The sequence below is a fragment of the Rhodococcus sp. MALMAid1271 genome, assembly GCF_049195265.1.
Lineage (GTDB): Bacteria > Actinomycetota > Actinomycetes > Mycobacteriales > Mycobacteriaceae > Rhodococcoides.
In genome coordinates, this window is record NZ_JBMIRQ010000111.1 from 21,921 (window position 1) to 36,615 (window position 14,695).

The 14,695-nt window shown below is 65.2% G+C and carries 17 protein-coding genes; 9 read left to right on the forward strand and 8 right to left on the reverse strand.

Annotated elements, in window-relative coordinates:
- Positions 1-17 precede the first annotated feature (17 nt).
- Positions 18-434 carry a DUF3151 domain-containing protein gene (locus ACOQFP_RS21235; protein ID WP_341245157.1) on the reverse strand — a complete coding sequence of 139 codons (417 nt, stop codon included), beginning with the start codon at positions 432-434 and terminating at the stop codon, positions 18-20.
- A gap of 146 nt (positions 435-580) precedes the next feature.
- On the opposite strand from ACOQFP_RS21235, the gene ACOQFP_RS21240 reads away from it, so the two are divergent.
- The gene (locus ACOQFP_RS21240; protein ID WP_421585448.1) at positions 581-1,414 is read left to right on the forward strand and encodes a hypothetical protein; all 834 of its coding nucleotides are present in this window, start codon (positions 581-583) and stop codon (positions 1,412-1,414) included.
- 64 nt (positions 1,415-1,478) lie between these two features.
- Here the strand turns inward: ACOQFP_RS21240 and fbaA are convergent, their stop codons facing one another.
- Positions 1,479-2,519, reverse strand: coding sequence for a class II fructose-bisphosphate aldolase (gene fbaA, locus ACOQFP_RS21245; protein WP_421585449.1), 1,041 nt, complete (start codon positions 2,517-2,519; stop codon positions 1,479-1,481).
- 184 nt (positions 2,520-2,703) lie between these two features.
- Here fbaA and ACOQFP_RS21250 point away from each other — a divergent pair, with 184 nt between their 5' ends.
- Both ACOQFP_RS21250 and ACOQFP_RS21255 read left to right on the forward strand, forming a co-directional pair.
- On the forward strand, positions 2,704-3,444 hold the full coding sequence (locus tag ACOQFP_RS21250; protein ID WP_374222364.1) for a VTT domain-containing protein: 741 nt from the start codon (positions 2,704-2,706) through the stop codon (positions 3,442-3,444).
- Between the two features lie 145 nt (positions 3,445-3,589).
- On the forward strand, positions 3,590-4,183 hold the full coding sequence (locus ACOQFP_RS21255) for a DedA family protein (RefSeq protein WP_241256554.1): 594 nt from the start codon (positions 3,590-3,592) through the stop codon (positions 4,181-4,183).
- Between the two features lie 60 nt (positions 4,184-4,243).
- Here the strand turns inward: ACOQFP_RS21255 and ACOQFP_RS21260 are convergent, their stop codons facing one another.
- The 4 genes from ACOQFP_RS21260 to ACOQFP_RS21275 all read right to left on the reverse strand — a co-directional run bounded on the left by ACOQFP_RS21260 (position 4,244) and on the right by ACOQFP_RS21275 (position 7,697).
- Positions 4,244-5,380: a glycoside hydrolase family 76 protein gene (locus ACOQFP_RS21260; RefSeq protein WP_206488845.1), complete on the reverse strand. Its 1,137-nt coding sequence runs from the start codon at positions 5,378-5,380 to the stop codon at positions 4,244-4,246.
- Positions 5,381-5,443: 63 nt separating this feature from the next.
- Positions 5,444-6,130, reverse strand: coding sequence for a TrmH family RNA methyltransferase (locus tag ACOQFP_RS21265; RefSeq protein WP_241256530.1), 687 nt, complete (start codon positions 6,128-6,130; stop codon positions 5,444-5,446).
- Positions 6,127-6,780: a DUF6636 domain-containing protein gene (locus tag ACOQFP_RS21270; protein WP_341244760.1), complete on the reverse strand. Its 654-nt coding sequence runs from the start codon at positions 6,778-6,780 to the stop codon at positions 6,127-6,129. Before ACOQFP_RS21270 ends, ACOQFP_RS21265 begins: the two co-directional genes overlap by 4 nt.
- Before the next feature lie 86 nt (positions 6,781-6,866).
- A complete protein-coding gene (locus tag ACOQFP_RS21275; RefSeq protein WP_206488843.1) occupies positions 6,867-7,697 on the reverse strand; it encodes an SDR family oxidoreductase in 831 nt (276 codons plus the stop codon).
- Between the two features lie 48 nt (positions 7,698-7,745).
- Between ACOQFP_RS21275 and ACOQFP_RS21280 the strand changes: the two genes are divergently transcribed.
- Complete coding sequence (locus ACOQFP_RS21280; RefSeq protein ID WP_421585450.1) at positions 7,746-8,198, forward strand: hypothetical protein; 453 nt, start codon at positions 7,746-7,748, stop codon at positions 8,196-8,198.
- Here ACOQFP_RS21280 and ACOQFP_RS21285 read toward each other — a convergent pair.
- Positions 8,166-8,804 (reverse strand): lysoplasmalogenase family protein, encoded by a 639-nt coding sequence (locus ACOQFP_RS21285; RefSeq protein WP_421585451.1) that lies wholly within the window; start codon positions 8,802-8,804, stop codon positions 8,166-8,168. The genes ACOQFP_RS21280 and ACOQFP_RS21285 overlap by 33 nt on opposite strands.
- Positions 8,805-8,927: 123 nt before the next feature.
- Between ACOQFP_RS21285 and ACOQFP_RS21290 the strand changes: the two genes are divergently transcribed.
- The 5 genes from ACOQFP_RS21290 to ACOQFP_RS21310 all read left to right on the forward strand — a co-directional run bounded on the left by ACOQFP_RS21290 (position 8,928) and on the right by ACOQFP_RS21310 (position 13,990).
- Positions 8,928-9,527, forward strand: coding sequence for a hypothetical protein (locus ACOQFP_RS21290; RefSeq protein ID WP_206488841.1), 600 nt, complete (start codon positions 8,928-8,930; stop codon positions 9,525-9,527).
- Positions 9,528-9,602: 75 nt separating this feature from the next.
- Positions 9,603-10,064, forward strand: a complete 462-nt coding sequence (locus ACOQFP_RS21295; protein WP_421585452.1) for a MarR family winged helix-turn-helix transcriptional regulator — start codon at positions 9,603-9,605, stop codon at positions 10,062-10,064.
- The gene (locus tag ACOQFP_RS21300) at positions 10,061-11,287 is read left to right on the forward strand and encodes an MFS transporter (protein WP_341244756.1); all 1,227 of its coding nucleotides are present in this window, start codon (positions 10,061-10,063) and stop codon (positions 11,285-11,287) included. Before ACOQFP_RS21295 ends, ACOQFP_RS21300 begins: the two co-directional genes overlap by 4 nt.
- Before the next feature lie 272 nt (positions 11,288-11,559).
- Positions 11,560-13,395: a hypothetical protein gene (locus ACOQFP_RS21305; RefSeq protein WP_421585453.1), complete on the forward strand. Its 1,836-nt coding sequence runs from the start codon at positions 11,560-11,562 to the stop codon at positions 13,393-13,395.
- 97 nt (positions 13,396-13,492) lie between these two features.
- Positions 13,493-13,990, forward strand: coding sequence for a class F sortase (locus tag ACOQFP_RS21310; protein ID WP_421585454.1), 498 nt, complete (start codon positions 13,493-13,495; stop codon positions 13,988-13,990).
- Between the two features lie 67 nt (positions 13,991-14,057).
- On the opposite strand, the gene pyrE is transcribed toward ACOQFP_RS21310, so the two are convergent.
- Entirely contained in the window at positions 14,058-14,606 is a 549-nt protein-coding gene (gene pyrE / locus ACOQFP_RS21315) for an orotate phosphoribosyltransferase (protein WP_206488836.1), read from the reverse strand.
- Between the last annotated feature and the right edge of the window lie 89 nt (positions 14,607-14,695).

Consider the following 14,695-nt stretch of genomic DNA (forward strand, 5'->3'; position numbering starts at 1 on the left):
GACTGGCGCGGGCTCGATCAGCCCAGGCCGAGCGCTTCTGCTGCCCTGGGATCACAGTCTTCGAGGAGGTCGAGGCAGCGCGCGTACTCGTCGTGCTCGCCGATGTCACGGGCAGCTTTGGCGAGGACTGCGACGCATCGGAGGAATCCGCGGTTGGGCTCATGGCTGTACGGGACGGGCCCGAATCCCTTCCATCCATTACGACGCAGCTGGTCGAGACCTCGGTGGTAACCGGTACGTGCATAGGCGTACGCGGTGATGGTCGCACCCGAGTCGAGCGCCCCCTCGGCGAGATATGCCCAGGCTATGGACGCAGTCGGATGCGCAGCGGCCACCGTCTCGGGGGCCTCGTGGTTCAACAGTGCGGATTCGGCCTCGTCGTCGCCGGGCAACAGGGTGGGTTGGGGTCCGAGCAGATCACCGAAAGAAGTCATGGCGCTCATTGTGCCCCTACGTCACCGAATCGTGTCCGAACACCCCCGGTGCCGCTCACGCCGGGCCGCACAGACGGTCGATAGGCTGCCAGCGGACGAAATCGAGACACACCGCTCGGAAGAATTCGGTGAACGAGGGAGAACGCATGCCGGACGAGAAGAACAATGCGCCCCCCGAGGTCGAGTCCACTGCTGCCCCTGAGTCCAGCGCCGAGGTCGAGTCCACCACTGCCCCTGAGTCGGACCCTGCCGAGAACGTGCCGACCGAGAAGTCCTCCGCGACCGTCGATGAGGACTCGGTCTCCGCCAATGAAGACTCGGTCTCCGCCGATGAAGACTCGGTCTCCGCCGATGAGAACTCGGTCTCGGCCGACGAGGAATCAGTGTCGAAGACCGCGAAGCCGACCCCGGCGGCGGAACCTCGAACCGACGAACCTGAGCAGTTCGAACCCAAGCAGGTCGAACCCAAGCAAGACAGGCCCCAGAAGGTGGTTCCCAAGAAGGTCGGACCCCAGCGCATCGGGCCCGCGCCTGCCCGGACCGAACAGCCGAGCCACAAGAAGTGGTGGGCGGCACTGGTCGCGGCGGTGGTCGTCATCGCTGCGGTGGCCGCCGGAGCGTACCTGCTACTCGACCGCTCCAGCGTCGACGATTCCCCGGAGGCGCAGATCCGGTCGACGGTCGAATCGTTCACCAGGGCGCTGGCGAGCGGGGACCTCGCGACGTTGCGCAGCAGCTCGTGCGGGGATCTGGCGGCCTTCTATCGCGACATCCCGGACGCCGAGTTCGCCGACGTCCACCGCGTCACGCAGGAACAGGGCAGCATCCCGACCCTCGACAGCATCGACGCCATTCAGGTCGCCGACGACGGCACCGCCATTGCTCAGGTGATCACGCACACCGAGGACAACCCCAGTGATCGGTCGCCGCGCACCTTCGACCTACGCCTCGAGGACGATCGGTGGAAGGTGTGCAGCTGACGCTGCATGTGAGCGGAAATTCGTAGTCCACTACGAATTTCCGCTCACATGCGGCGAAGCCGCTCTATCCGGCGCTCACGCTACGACCGGCGGACTTGAGGTCGTTGCACGCCTCGACCACGCGCGCGCTCATGCCTGCCTCTGCCTTCTTGAGGTAACTGCGCGGGTCGTAGGTCTTCTTGTTGCCGACCTCGCCGTCGATCTTGAGGACACCGTCGTAGTTGGAGAAGAAGTGCCCGGCGATGGGGCGGCTGAACGCGTACTGGGTATCGGTGTCGACGTTCATCTTCACCACGCCGTACTCGAGCGCCTCCTCGATTTCGCTCTTCGCCGAGCCGGATCCGCCGTGGAAGACGAAGTCGAACGGCTTCGAGCCCGAGGCCAGGCCGAGCTTCTCCGACGCGACCTTCTGACCGTCCGCCAGCACCGAGGGCTTGAGCTTGACGTTGCCCGGCTTGTAGACGCCGTGCACGTTGCCGAACGTCGCCGCAAGCAGGTACCGCGAGCCCGCGTCACCTGCGCCGAGAGCCTCGACCGTCTTGAGGAAGTCCTCGTTGGAGGTGTAGAGCTTGTCGTTGATCTCGGCCTCGACGCCGTCTTCCTCGCCGCCGACAACACCGATCTCGATCTCGAGAATGATGTTGGCCGCCGCAGCGCGCGCCAGCAGATCCTTGGCGATGTCGAGGTTCTCGTCGATCGGGATGGCCGAGCCGTCCCACATATGCGACTGGAACAACGGGTTCTTGCCTGCGTCGACGCGTTCCTGCGACACCGCGATCAGCGGGCGCACGTACGTGTCGAGCTTGTCCTTGGGGCAGTGGTCGGTGTGCAGAGCGATGGTGACGTCGTACTTCGCGGCGATCACGTGCGCGAACTCCGCGAGCGCGACTGCGCCGACGACCATGTCCTTGACGCCCAGGCCGGATCCGAACTCGGCACCGCCGGTCGAGAATTGGATGATGCCGTCACTACCTGCGTCGGCGAAGCCTTTGATGGCGGCGTTGATGGACTCGGAACCCACACAGTTGATTGCCGGAAAAGCGAACTTGTGTTCCTTCGCCCGGCCCAGCATCTCGGCGTAGACCTCGGGAGTTGCGATAGGCACGGCGTCATTCCTCCATTGAGAGTTCGATTGTGTCCTGTGCAGTATGGCAACCTCGCGCCCCGGTGTCGTGCGTACCCACTCGCGTTCACCATTCGAACCCGGCCACCGAGTCCCACGAACAGGCAATCGCGTTCACAGCAGCCGGACACCAGCTGTTCAGGAATTCACAGCCTCGGCCGGTAGTGTGGGCGCGGTGAGTCTTCAAGCTGCATCGGAATCGGTGACGACAAATCTGGCCCTGCTGCCTGGATTCCTCGACCCGGTGAACCTGCTCAACTCGTTCGGCCACTGGGTGCTCATCGGCCTCCTGCTGGTGGTGTTCATCGAGTCGGGGCTGTTGTTCCCGCTTCTCCCCGGCGATTCGCTGCTGTTCACGGCCGGTCTGATCGCCGCTTCGAAGTCCACCGAGATCGAGCCGTTCGCGTCCATCTGGACACTGGTCATTCTGATTCCGATCGCGGCAATCCTCGGTGACCAGGTCGGCTACCTGATCGGCACCAAGGGCGGTGCTGCCCTCTTCAAGAGCAACGACGCGCGATTCCTTAAGAAGAAGTACATCGACGAATCGCACATCTTCTTCGAAAAGCATGGCCCGATCACCATCGTTCTGGCCCGCTTCGTGCCGATCGTGCGTACGTTTGCGCCCGTGGTCGCCGGTGCTTCGCATATGAGGTACTCACTGTTCCTGACCTACAACGTCATCGGCGGCGTCGCCTGGGGCGCGGGCGTGACCGTCCTGGGCTACTTGCTCGGCCAGATCGATTTCATTCGCGAGCACGTCGACATCATTTTCCTGCTGATCGTGGCGGTCTCCGTGGTGCCCATCGCGATGGAGGTCGGCAAGCGCATGGTCAAGGCGCGCAAGACTCCGCTCGGCGAGGCGACGGACGCGATCGAGGCCGACGCCTCGGACTCCACGTCCTGATCCAGATCTTGCGAAAGCGATCAAGACCGTGCATTCGATTACCACTGCGCTGAGCGCCGCGGCCCTGCCGACGGTGTCGCATGACGCCGCAGGCACCTTCGGTCCGCTGCAGAGCGCGGGCCCGCTCGTCGTATGGATCGTCGTGATGACATTCGTATTCGTCGAATGCGCTGTGATCATCGGCCTGTTTCTGCCCGGAGATTCGATGCTGATCACGGCGGGCATCGTGATGGCCACTCACGCCTCGGGCACCGGACACATCTGGGCGCTGTCGGTCGGTGCGATGGTGGCCGCGATCGCGGGCAACCAGGTGGGATACATGATCGGGCACCGGACCGGGTCGACGTTGGTGGCGCGCAAGAATGGCAAGTACCTCAATACCAAGAACCTCCACCGAGTCAATGTCCTGCTGGAGAAGCACGGATTCAAGGCGGTGCTCGTTGCGCGGTGGATCCCCTGGGTGCGCACACTGTGCCCGCTGGTGGCAGGCGCGGCAAAGATGGATCACCGCAGGTACACCATCGCGAGCACGCTCGGCGCGATCATCTGGGCCCCGGTGCTGCTGTTGGTCGGGTTCTACTTCGGTTCGTTCCTCGAGAACATCCCGTGGCTGCTGCCCGCAGTTCTCATCGGCATGATCCTGGTGTTGGTGGTCGGCACCGGTCTCGGCATCTGGCAGTACCGGAAGGAAATGGCTCGACCCGAGGAGACCATCGAGGTCGACGAGGTCGTCGAGTAGCGGCTGCGGGCAGTATCGAAATCCAGCAGCTCAGGATCCAGCAGCTCAGAATCCACTAGCTCAGAATCCTGCGGCCGAGACGCGGTAGGCCGCCTCCATGAGCATCCAGCCACCCAGCTGCACCGAGAGGTCTCGCTCGGGCACCTCGGAGGGGCGCACGGTCCCCTCGGCGAAGGTGGCGATGCGCAAGCCCTGCCCCGGGAACCGGGCCTCGCGGGTCCAGTCGGCCCCGAACAGGGGGTTGTCCTCCACTTCGAGTCGGTTCTCCCACGCGGCCTCGGCCGAGTTCAGCACGATCGCCGCTGCGGTTTCGCGCGCTCGGTCGTCGGCGTCCGAGTTGCTGGGTAGTTCCACGGCGACCACGGCGAGGTAGCGGGCGAGGATGGAGTTGAACAGGCCACCGTCTCCCCCGCCGCCGCCGGTGATGACGAGAGTGCGGGTCAGGTGGTTCTCGACGGCGTCGACCAGCGCATGAACCCGCTCCGCGTGCCTGGCTTCGCCGAGCCGCACAGCGAGTTCGGTCTCGAGGCCCAGGGCGACGCCCTGACAATAGCTGTAGATCGCGCGCTCGAGCTCGCCCGGTTGTCCTGCTTCGACGAGTGCGCGCGTGGAATGCATCCCGTCGAAGATCAAACCGGTTCGGGTGTCGAGCAAAGTGCGGTTCATCCAGTCCGACATTTCCTGCGCTCGCCACAGTCGACCGGTGCGCGCGAGCATGATCGCGGCCGGACCGTTGGCCGGGGCATTGTAGAAATCGGACTTGCGACGCCAGGGAATGCCGCCGCCCTCCGCCGGAGCCCACGCGTCGAACAGCGCCATCTCTATCTGTGCGATGCCGTGGCGGTTGGCGACGAGCTGCTGTCGTTGGGCCCGTTCGAGCGCCAACCCGAGCCAGGCCATGTCGTCGTAGTAGTTGTTGGTCCACCCGGTGATGTTCCGAATGCGGTGTGCCCGGGTGATCTTGTTCAGTCGGCGACGACGTTTGGCGGTGGGATTGCGGTCTGTGGCGTCGACGGCGCAGTCGAGCAGATGTGCCTGCCACCAGTAATGCCAACGCAGGAATAGTCGCTCGCGGCGCGCCGGGGGCCAGGCGACGACGCCGAGCGTCGTTCCCGGCAAGCCCCAGAGCCGGCGCGCATGCCGCTCGAGGACGGCCCCCTCCGCAGCGTCTGCACGCTGCGACCACAACTGCTGCATTCTTCTGATCCTGCCACTACCGTTGCTGATTCGTTACATCACGCCCAGAAACCGGGGGCAGGCTCACCACGCGGCGTCGAGATCGGCGTGCTGCCGAATCCACGAGTGCATGGCGATCCCCGCGGCAACACCTGCATTGATACTGCGGGTGGACCCGAATTGCGCGATGGACACCGTCATCGAGGCCGCCGCACGTGCATCGTCGGTGACACCCGGTCCCTCCTGGCCGAACAGGAGAAGACACTCTCGCGGCAACTCGGCTGTCTCGATCGGTACCGATCCCGGGGTGTTGTCGACGGCGACGACGACGAGGCCCTGCTCCGCTGCGAACGCCATCAGCGCCGCCACCGAATCGTGGTGCTGGATGTGCTGGTACCGGTCGGTCACCATCGCGCCGCGGCGATTCCACCTGCGTCGCCCGACGATGTGCACCGTCTGTGCGGCAAAGGCATTCGCTGTGCGTACGACCGTGCCGATATTGGCATCATTGGTGAAGTTCTCGATGGCAACGTGCAAGCAGTGCCGTCGGGTGTCGATATCGGCGACGATCGCCTCACGTCGCCAGTAGCGATAGGCGTCGACGACGTTGCGGCGATCGCCCTCGGCAAGTAGTTCGGGATCGAACCGCGGATCGTCGGGCGGAGGTTCGGTGTGGGTGTCGACCCAGGGCCCGACACCGTGGGGATTGACGCCCCACTCGGTGGGACCGACGTCCTCCGGGGAACGGCGGTCGATCGGCTTCTCGCTCAATAGACTTCGTTGCTGTCGGGCGCGATTCGGAATCCGTGGCCGGTGGCATCGTCGACGCACGAGATGCCGTTCTCGGCGGACGAGCAGGTGAAGCCGTTGCCGGTGATGGTCGCGCCTACAGCCAGCGGTGGATCGATCGTCTCACCGCCCGAGGTGTACACCACTCCGCCCGAGCACATGAACGCGGCGGGGCCCTCGTTGGTCACCCGAATGCCATTGCCCCAGTTGACCATGCAGTCGTCGGGCCGGGGCGGGACCGGCGTGGTCGTGCCCTGACATCCGGCCTCGGTGCGGCTCGACAACGGCACGATGCCGCACTGGAACAGGCCGTCGGGCGAACTGAAGTAGTACGCGCCGCCTATCGGGGCGTATGTCGTCTGCGGTTCTGCGGTGGGTGGCTCGACCGGCGGCGGAGGCGGCGGAAGCGGTTCCTCGGTGGTGGTCGGCGGCGCAACCTCGGTGGTCGGCATCGTCGTGGTGACCGCGGGCTCCGTGGTCGTGGTGGTCGTCGACGCCGGCGGCGGAGATTGGGCGGCGGATTCACCGCCGCATCCGGCGAGGGCGAGAACCGTGCTCGCGCCGATCCCGATGGTCCAGGCACGCACCGAGCCCGGTTTCGCGGCCCAGCTCGACCCCGACGTTGGCAGCATGAACAAACCCCGACCCACCTCTCGACACAGCGCTCTCGAAAGACCGACGATACCGGCGGCGGGCCGGCATCGTCCGGGGAGGAGTCCTAGGTGTGGCTCAGCCGCCGGTTCACCTCGCGGGTGAGCCACGCGGGTGAGAAGCGTGAACCCAGCGAGAGGGCCTTGGACTGCAAGCCGACCGGGAAATGCACCTTGTGCAACCGACGCTTGACCGGACGGGTCGCGTCGAAGATCGCCTCGGAGACATCTTTCACGGTGAGCTTGACACCCAACGAGCTCGTGGTTCCCGTCGAGACGTCCTTGGTCATCGCCGTCTGGACGAACAGTGGCCACATGGCCTTGACCGAGATGTCGTACTTACTCCACTCGAGATCCAACGCCTCGGTGATGCCGCGCACGGCGAACTTGGTTGCGCCGTACGTCACCAACTCGGGCTGACCGTAGATGGCCGACGCCGAACACAGGTTGATCACCTGCGCCCCCGGGGTGTCCTTCAAGTACGGGAACGCGGCAAGCGTGCCGTAGACGACGCCGTTGAAGTTGATGTCGATCTGGCGGCGATGCACCGCAAGGGGCATGTCCTCGAACGGGCCTGCCACCAGAATGCCTGCGTTGTTGATCAAGATGTCGAGTCGACCGTCGCCCTCGCCGACGAACTCCTTCAACCGGGTTTCCCACTGGTCGGAGTCGGTTACATCCAAGGTACCGGTGATCACGCGACCGCTGAGCGAGGAGGCCTCTCGGCCCAGCGACGCCAAGCCGGTCTCGTCGATGTCGTATGCACCGACGAGGTAGCCACTGGCTGCGAACTTGAGAGCAGTCGCTCTACCGATTCCTGCTGCTGCGCCGGAGATGAAAACAGTTGGTCGAGTCACATCGAACACCGTACATGTAACCCTACTTACCGGTAACCCCATATCGTCGAATACCGAATCACCGCCGCCCGCGGCCCCAGGAGCACCGAAGTGAACGACGCGAGAATCGTACGAGCCGTGGTCAGCGTGACGATCGCCTACGCGATAGCCCTGGCCGTCTGGATCGGTTGGCTCCGCGATCGAACTCCCCCGGAAACGCTGCCGTATCAATTGGCGGCCCTGGTCGCTGGATTCGGTGCGGCCCTCGGGCTGGCAATGATGATCGCCGGACGCCCCACTCGCGAGCAGAAGGCCCTGATCGAACACGGCGTCGAGGGTTGGGCCACGGTCGATGCCCTTCGCCGCATCGACGACGAGACGGCCGAGTTGGATCTGGAATTCACCGTGCCCGGTTCGGGCAGTTACTTCGGCACGATCGTCCACGCCGTCCCGAAGTCGGACACGACGCGGTTCGAGCCGGGCACCGTCATCGCGGTCCGCGTCGACCCTGCTCATCGCGAACGGGTGCTACTACTGCCCCGACCTCGCGGCCTCGACGAGTAGGACCTGCGCAGCCACGTACGACGACAGAACGAGGGCCTCCGCAATTCGGCGATGCCGCTCCCGGGTCAGGAAGAGTCGCCGAAAGACGATCAGCGCATCGGAGGCGGTGAACAACGCGCCGCCGATCACGAGCCGTCGATCGCCGCCGCGCGACGGCGAAGCGGCAGACAGAGTCGATGTGGTGGCCAGCACTGCGCCGTACCCCGACAGGGTCGCCGCCACGGCGGGCTGCCGCTCGAACAGCAGTACCGTCACCGCCGCCCACCCGCCGTACCGAGCAATGGCGTCGATCGGGGTGGGGCGCGCGCCCCGGCGCAGGAGCAGGTACGCATAGCTGCACTGCATCACCGCGAAGGCGCGTGCCCCCCACTCCAGTGCGGAGTCGTCGTCAGGATCGATCAACAGCACGTCGCCGACGGTGGCCGCGGCGAGACCCGTCAACAAGACCCGATCCCGGGCCGGATCGAGCCCGGTGGCCAGGGCCGGGACGATCAACGGTTTGGCGAGGCGTTGCAGCGCCGACGAGCCGGTGCAGGCCCCGACCACCGTCACGGCACCGGCGACCAGTGCAGCTGCGCGAGCACGACGTATCCGAGTGTTCTTCAATCCGCCACCTCCATCACGACGATCGTCACATGTGACGCTGCCCCCTATTGCTTGATACTCGCAGTTCGCGTGGGCATCGTGGACTGGTAGGTCGGATCATCTCGAACACTGTGGGGAACCATCATGCGCCGAAAAGCCAGTGGGCAGAGCAGTTCCGCACACGACGACATCGCCGGCCACCTCAATCCTCTGCTGCGCGACTGCGATGTCCGCCAGACCCGCATCAAGCATTGGGTCATCGCACTGATGGTCGTCATGATTCCGGTATCGCTGTGGATCGGTGCGTCCGCCCATACCGCTCAGCAACAGCGTCTCGACAACCAGCGAAGCTCGATTCACCAGGTCACCGCGACCACGACGGCAGCGGCAGAGGCCGCGCCCGTCGGCTCGACCGAATTGGGCTCGACCGTCGTCGCATCGAGCACCTCGGTCGACTCGCGCTGGACGTATCAAGGCGTCGAGCACACCGGACTCGTCAGTGTCGACACCGGTTCTCCGGTCGGCACCACCACACCGATCTGGGTCGACAACAACGGTGACCGGACGGTACGGCCACTGACGTCCGCCGATGTCACCACCGCGTACATCTTCGACACGATCGGTAGTTGGGTGCTGGTGGCGACCGTTCTTCTCGGCTTCTACCACCTGATGCGCTTGCGCTACGACGGCATGCGGTACGCCGAGTGGGATCGCGAGATCGCCGATCTCCTCGGCAAGCACTGACCGGGCTCGACCTGTTTCGTTCGAGGCCGTTTTCCCGCCTTGTGATAGATAGTTAGAGTATGTAACAATAAATCGGTGAGCCACGACGACGACATCATCCGGGACCTGCTCTCGCAGCTGGTCACCAGTTCGTCACGCTTCGTCCGATTGGCCGCACGGTTCGGCAGTGACGAATGGCCCCGCGCCTGGATGCGCGCCCTGTCGCTGCTCGAGGAGTACCAGCCCCTGCGCATCAGCACCTTCGCCGAGCTGGACCGCTGCTCCCAACCATCGGCGACGGCACTGCTCGCCAAGCTGAACACGGCCGACCTCGTCACCAGGAGACCCGATCCCGAGGACTCGCGCGCCGTTCTCGTCGAGATGACCGAGGCAGGCCACCGATGGCTCGCCGCGAGTCGACGCCACATCGTCGACGGCCTGGTGCCGTACCTGTCCGACCGTGACCCAGAACAGATTCAGAAACTGACCGACGGTCTGAGCGAGCTGCGTAGCATCCTCGAACCCGTCGATCGCACAACGAGAGGAACCCTGTCGTGACCACGAGCACGTCCCCCGACAGCCTGCTGAAACAGCCGCGCGCGGTATGGGCCGTCGCGTTCGCCAGCGTCATCGCCTTCATGGGCATCGGCCTGGTCGACCCCATCCTCAAACCCATCGGCGAGCAGCTCGACGCCTCACCGTCTCAGGTGTCCTTGCTGTTCACCAGCTACATGCTCGTCACCGGTGTCGCAATGCTGATCACGGGAGTGGTGTCCAGCCGTTTCGGACCCAAGCGCACCCTGCTGGTCGGCTTGGCGATCATCGTCGTATTCGCTGCTCTCGCAGGCACGTCCGGATCGGTCGGCGAGATCATCGGTTTCCGCGCCGGTTGGGGACTCGGCAACGCCCTGTTCATCGCGACTGCGCTGTCGACGATCGTCGGCGCTGCATCCGGTGGGGTCGCGCGGGCGATCATTCTCTACGAGGCAGCACTGGGAATCGGCATCGCGACCGGCCCCCTCGTCGGCGGTGTTCTCGGCGGGTTCAGCTGGCGCGGGCCGTTCTTCGGCGTCGCCGCCTTGATGGCCATCGCGTTCATCCTGCTGATCGTCATGCTCCCGGACACCCCCAAGCCCGCGCGCACCACGTCGATCCTCGATCCGTTTCGCGCGCTCAGGCACCGCGGACTATTGACCGTGGGCATCACCGCTCTGCTCTACAACTACGGCTTCTTCACCCTGCTCGCGTACACACCGTTCCCGCTGGACATGGGCACGTACTCGATCGGTTTCATCTTCTTCGGCTGGGGCCTGTGCCTTGCGGTGGCCTCGGTGTTCATCGCACCGAAGCTGCAGCGTGCCTACGGAACGCTGAACATGATGATGCTCTCGCTGCTGCTGTTCGCCGTCGATCTGGGCGTGATGGCGCTGTTCACGGAGAACAAGACCGTCCTGATCGTGGGAACCGTCGTCGCCGGGTTGTTCCTCGGCGTCAACAACACCTTGATCACCGAGACCGTGATGATCTCGGCACCGGTGGAGCGTTCTACGGCATCGGCGGCGTACAGCTTCGTTCGTTTCGTCGGTGGCGCTGCCGCGCCGTACCTGGCCGGAAAGCTGGGCGAGTCGAACATGCATGTGCCGTTCTGGGTGGGTGCCGTGTGCACACTGCTCGCGATCATCGTGCTGTCCACCGGCCGCACTGTTCTGGCGCACGTCGACGATCACGATCCTGCGCCACACAGCATCGACGAGGCGCGCGCGGTGACCGTGGGGGACTGATCCGCCCGATCGAACAGGCATCGACGACGGCCGAGATCACCGATCTCGGGCGTCGCGCCGCATCGGCAACCCCTTTCGTCACATTGACCCCATACGTAACACTTTTATAACCAAACGACTGGTAAAGGGCTTTTCGGTTTGTTGGACCGTCCGGTTGGTTTACGGTTCCGGGATCACGCTTGTTCGTGTGACTCACCAACAACACTCGTTCCGCGCGGGAGGACGAGTGCGCGCAGCACGATGCTGCCACCGACCGAAGGGCCACCATCTCCATGTCGCACAAGTCGATCGCCAGGTCCAAGAAGGCGCGCCTCGCCGCTGCCGGGGCCGCCATGGCACTGTCCCTCTCCATCGCCGCACCGGCAATCGCCAGTGCCCAGCAGCCCACGACGCCCGGAAGCTCCGCCGTCGAGCAGCCTCCCACCGAGGGCGATACCGAGTCCGGAACTCCCACCGGCGAAAACGGTGCAGCCGTCGAAGGATCGGCCACCGCCGACGGGCAGGTCGAAGCACCAGCCCCTGCGGTCTCCCCAGAAGATGCAGCAGCGGCAGCCGCCGCTGCGGTTCCGGCTCCCGAGACCCCGTCCGCCATCCGCCCGTTGCCGCAGGTGACCGGTGGCGTCGTCTTCAACGAGGACGGAACAGCGACGGTCAATCTCGACGTCATCCCACAGCTCTCGGATGCCGAGAAGAAGGCGATCACCGACGCCGAAGCACAGAGCAAGGATGCAGCCGCTGCATCCGCAGCCGCTCAGGTGCGACTCGAGACCGCCAAGGCGGCCGAGGCCACCGCGAGCAACGACGCCACCAAGGCCGAGGTCGCCGCAGCCGAGGCAGACGTCAAGGCCAAGACCGCTGCCGCAGAGGCCAAGGCCGCCGGAGTTGCCAGCGCGGCTGCCAGTGCCGCGGTCACCGCGGCCAAGAGTGATGTGCAGGACTTGCAGAACAAGGCCGAAGAGACCAAGTCCGCGGCAGACCAGGCCGCAGCCGACGCTGCCGCCGCCGAGCAGATCGCCGTCGAACTCGAAGCCGAGGCCGTCTCCGGCGACCCCGAAGCCACCGCAGCGGCCGCCGCCGCTCGCGCCGACGCAGACGCCAAGGCCGAACTCGCCGCCAGCGCGCAGGCAGAAGCGGAGGCGTCGAACAAGGCGGTCGAAGACGCGGCGCAGGCATTGCAGGACTCCTTCAAGACCTTCAACGTCGCCAAGATCGCAGCTGCCACCAGGGCCGCAGCTGCCACCGCGGCCAAGTCGCTCGCTCTGCACGTCGAAGCACAGACTGCAGCCGCAGTGGCCGCTATGGCCGAGCAGAACGCCAAGAACCTTCAAGCAGCAGCTGAGGCCGCGGCGGGCGAGCAGACCGAATCCCAGAAGGCGGCAGCCGAGGCAAGGACAGCCGCCGACTCGGCCAAGGCCGATGCCGATGCCAAGGCCGAGGCAGCTGCCGCAGCCCAGGCCGCACTCGACGCGGCACCGTCCGACGCCGACATCGCCGACCTGCAGACGACAGCCGATCAGGCTGCGCAGGCACTGGCGGACGCGAACGCCGCAGCCGAGGCCGCAGACGAAGACCTGCAAGCCAAGACCGAGGCCGCCGCCGCAGCCGAGGAGAAGGCCGCCGCGGCCGCCGCAGCGCTGAAGACCGCCCAGGACGACGCGGCAACAGCCAAGGCGACCGCAGACGAGAAAGCCGAGGCCGAGGCCGAACTGAAGGCTGCAGCAGCCGAACTGGCCGCGAGCGGACCGAAGTTCGAGTGGACGATCAATCTCGGCGACACCGTCCGTGACGATGTTCCGGTTACCGAGGTCGACGAGAACACCGTGGTCGTCGACGAGACAGGGGTCTCCCTGATCGGCGTCAAGAACGAGGACGGGTCGTTCACCGTCGCGGACTACTTCACCACCGACGACAACGGCGTCGTCAGTGTTGCCGGCAATCTGCCGCCGGTCGATCTGGCCCTCGGCGACTCCTCCGACGAGGCCTCGGGCGGCTCCGACAGCTCCTCCAACACCCCGGCCATTCTCGCGGGCGTCGGCGTGGTCGTCGTGGCCGCTGCGGGTGGAGCGTTCTACCTGCGTCGCCGCAACTCCACCGATGCCACCTCGTAACACCTGCTGGTTGTCGGCGGCGATCCTGACCTTCGTTCTACTCGTATCAGGTTGCGCGAGTGACGAAGTCGGGATCGCCGCACCTGATCGATCGCCGGTGCAGTCACAGATTTCGGTGGCTGCCCCGGCGAACGATATCGCTCCCGCTGCGCCGGAACACATCGAGCTTCGATCCTCGGACGGCACGACCTATCTGAGCAGCCCTATCCATCCCGATCCGCTCTACCGCGGCGGCGAGAGCGGTCAGGTACTGAATCCGGTGGACGAATTGCCGGCCTGGTGGGCCGAGAGCGGTATGCCGGGAACCAGCACCGAACAAACGGTAGTTGTTGCCGGACACAACTACTCGAAGCGTGACGCTCCGTTCAAGGCCTTGCGGGTGGTGACGCCCGGGGACACCGTCGTATTACGCACGGCCAACGGCGTTCTCGAGTACACGGTCGAATCCGTCGGGCCCCTGTCCAAGGGATCATTGTTGGCCGACAACGAACTCAGACGCTCGGTGCCGGGACGACTGATCCTGGCCAACTGCGATGTACAGGGCGGCGAACCCACCGACGACAACTACGTCGTCGTCGCGCAACTGGTTCGTTAGCGAGCGGTTCGTCAGCGAGCGGTTGTTCAGCGAGCGGTTGTTCAGCGAGCGGTTCGTCGGGCCCCGGTCACAGGCCGAGGTCCGACAAACCGAGCAAGGAACGATATTCGAGACCCTCGGCAGCGATGACCTCGTCCGCCCCGGTCGCCCGGTCCACCACAGTGGCCACCCCGACGACGGTCGCACCAGCGTCCCGCAGCGCCTGGACCGCGGTGAGGGGCGAATTGCCGGTGGTCGTCGTATCCTCCACCACCAGAACACGTTTGCCGACGATGTCCGGCCCCTCGATCTGACGCTGCATGCCGTGCGCCTTGGCTGCCTTGCGCACCACGAACGCGTCGATCGGACGCCCCTGGGCATGCATGATCGACATCGCAACCGGGTCGGCACCCATGGTCAACCCGCCGACGGACGCAAAGTCCCAATCGGCGACCAGCTCACGCATCAACGAACCGATCAACGCACCCGCCCGATGATGCAGCGTCGCGCGCCGAAGATCGACGTAGTAGTCGGCTTCCTTGCCCGAGGACAACGTGACCTTTCCGTGCACGACGGCCAGCTCCTTCACCAAATCGGCAAGTTCTTGCCGAGCCGAATTCGCGGCACTGTCGGCCATGATCGGGTTCCTCTCGTCGCACACGGATTTTCGATGAGTCGGTACGAACTTACCCACCGGACACGCCGGCCGTTGCTGCCGGCTCCACT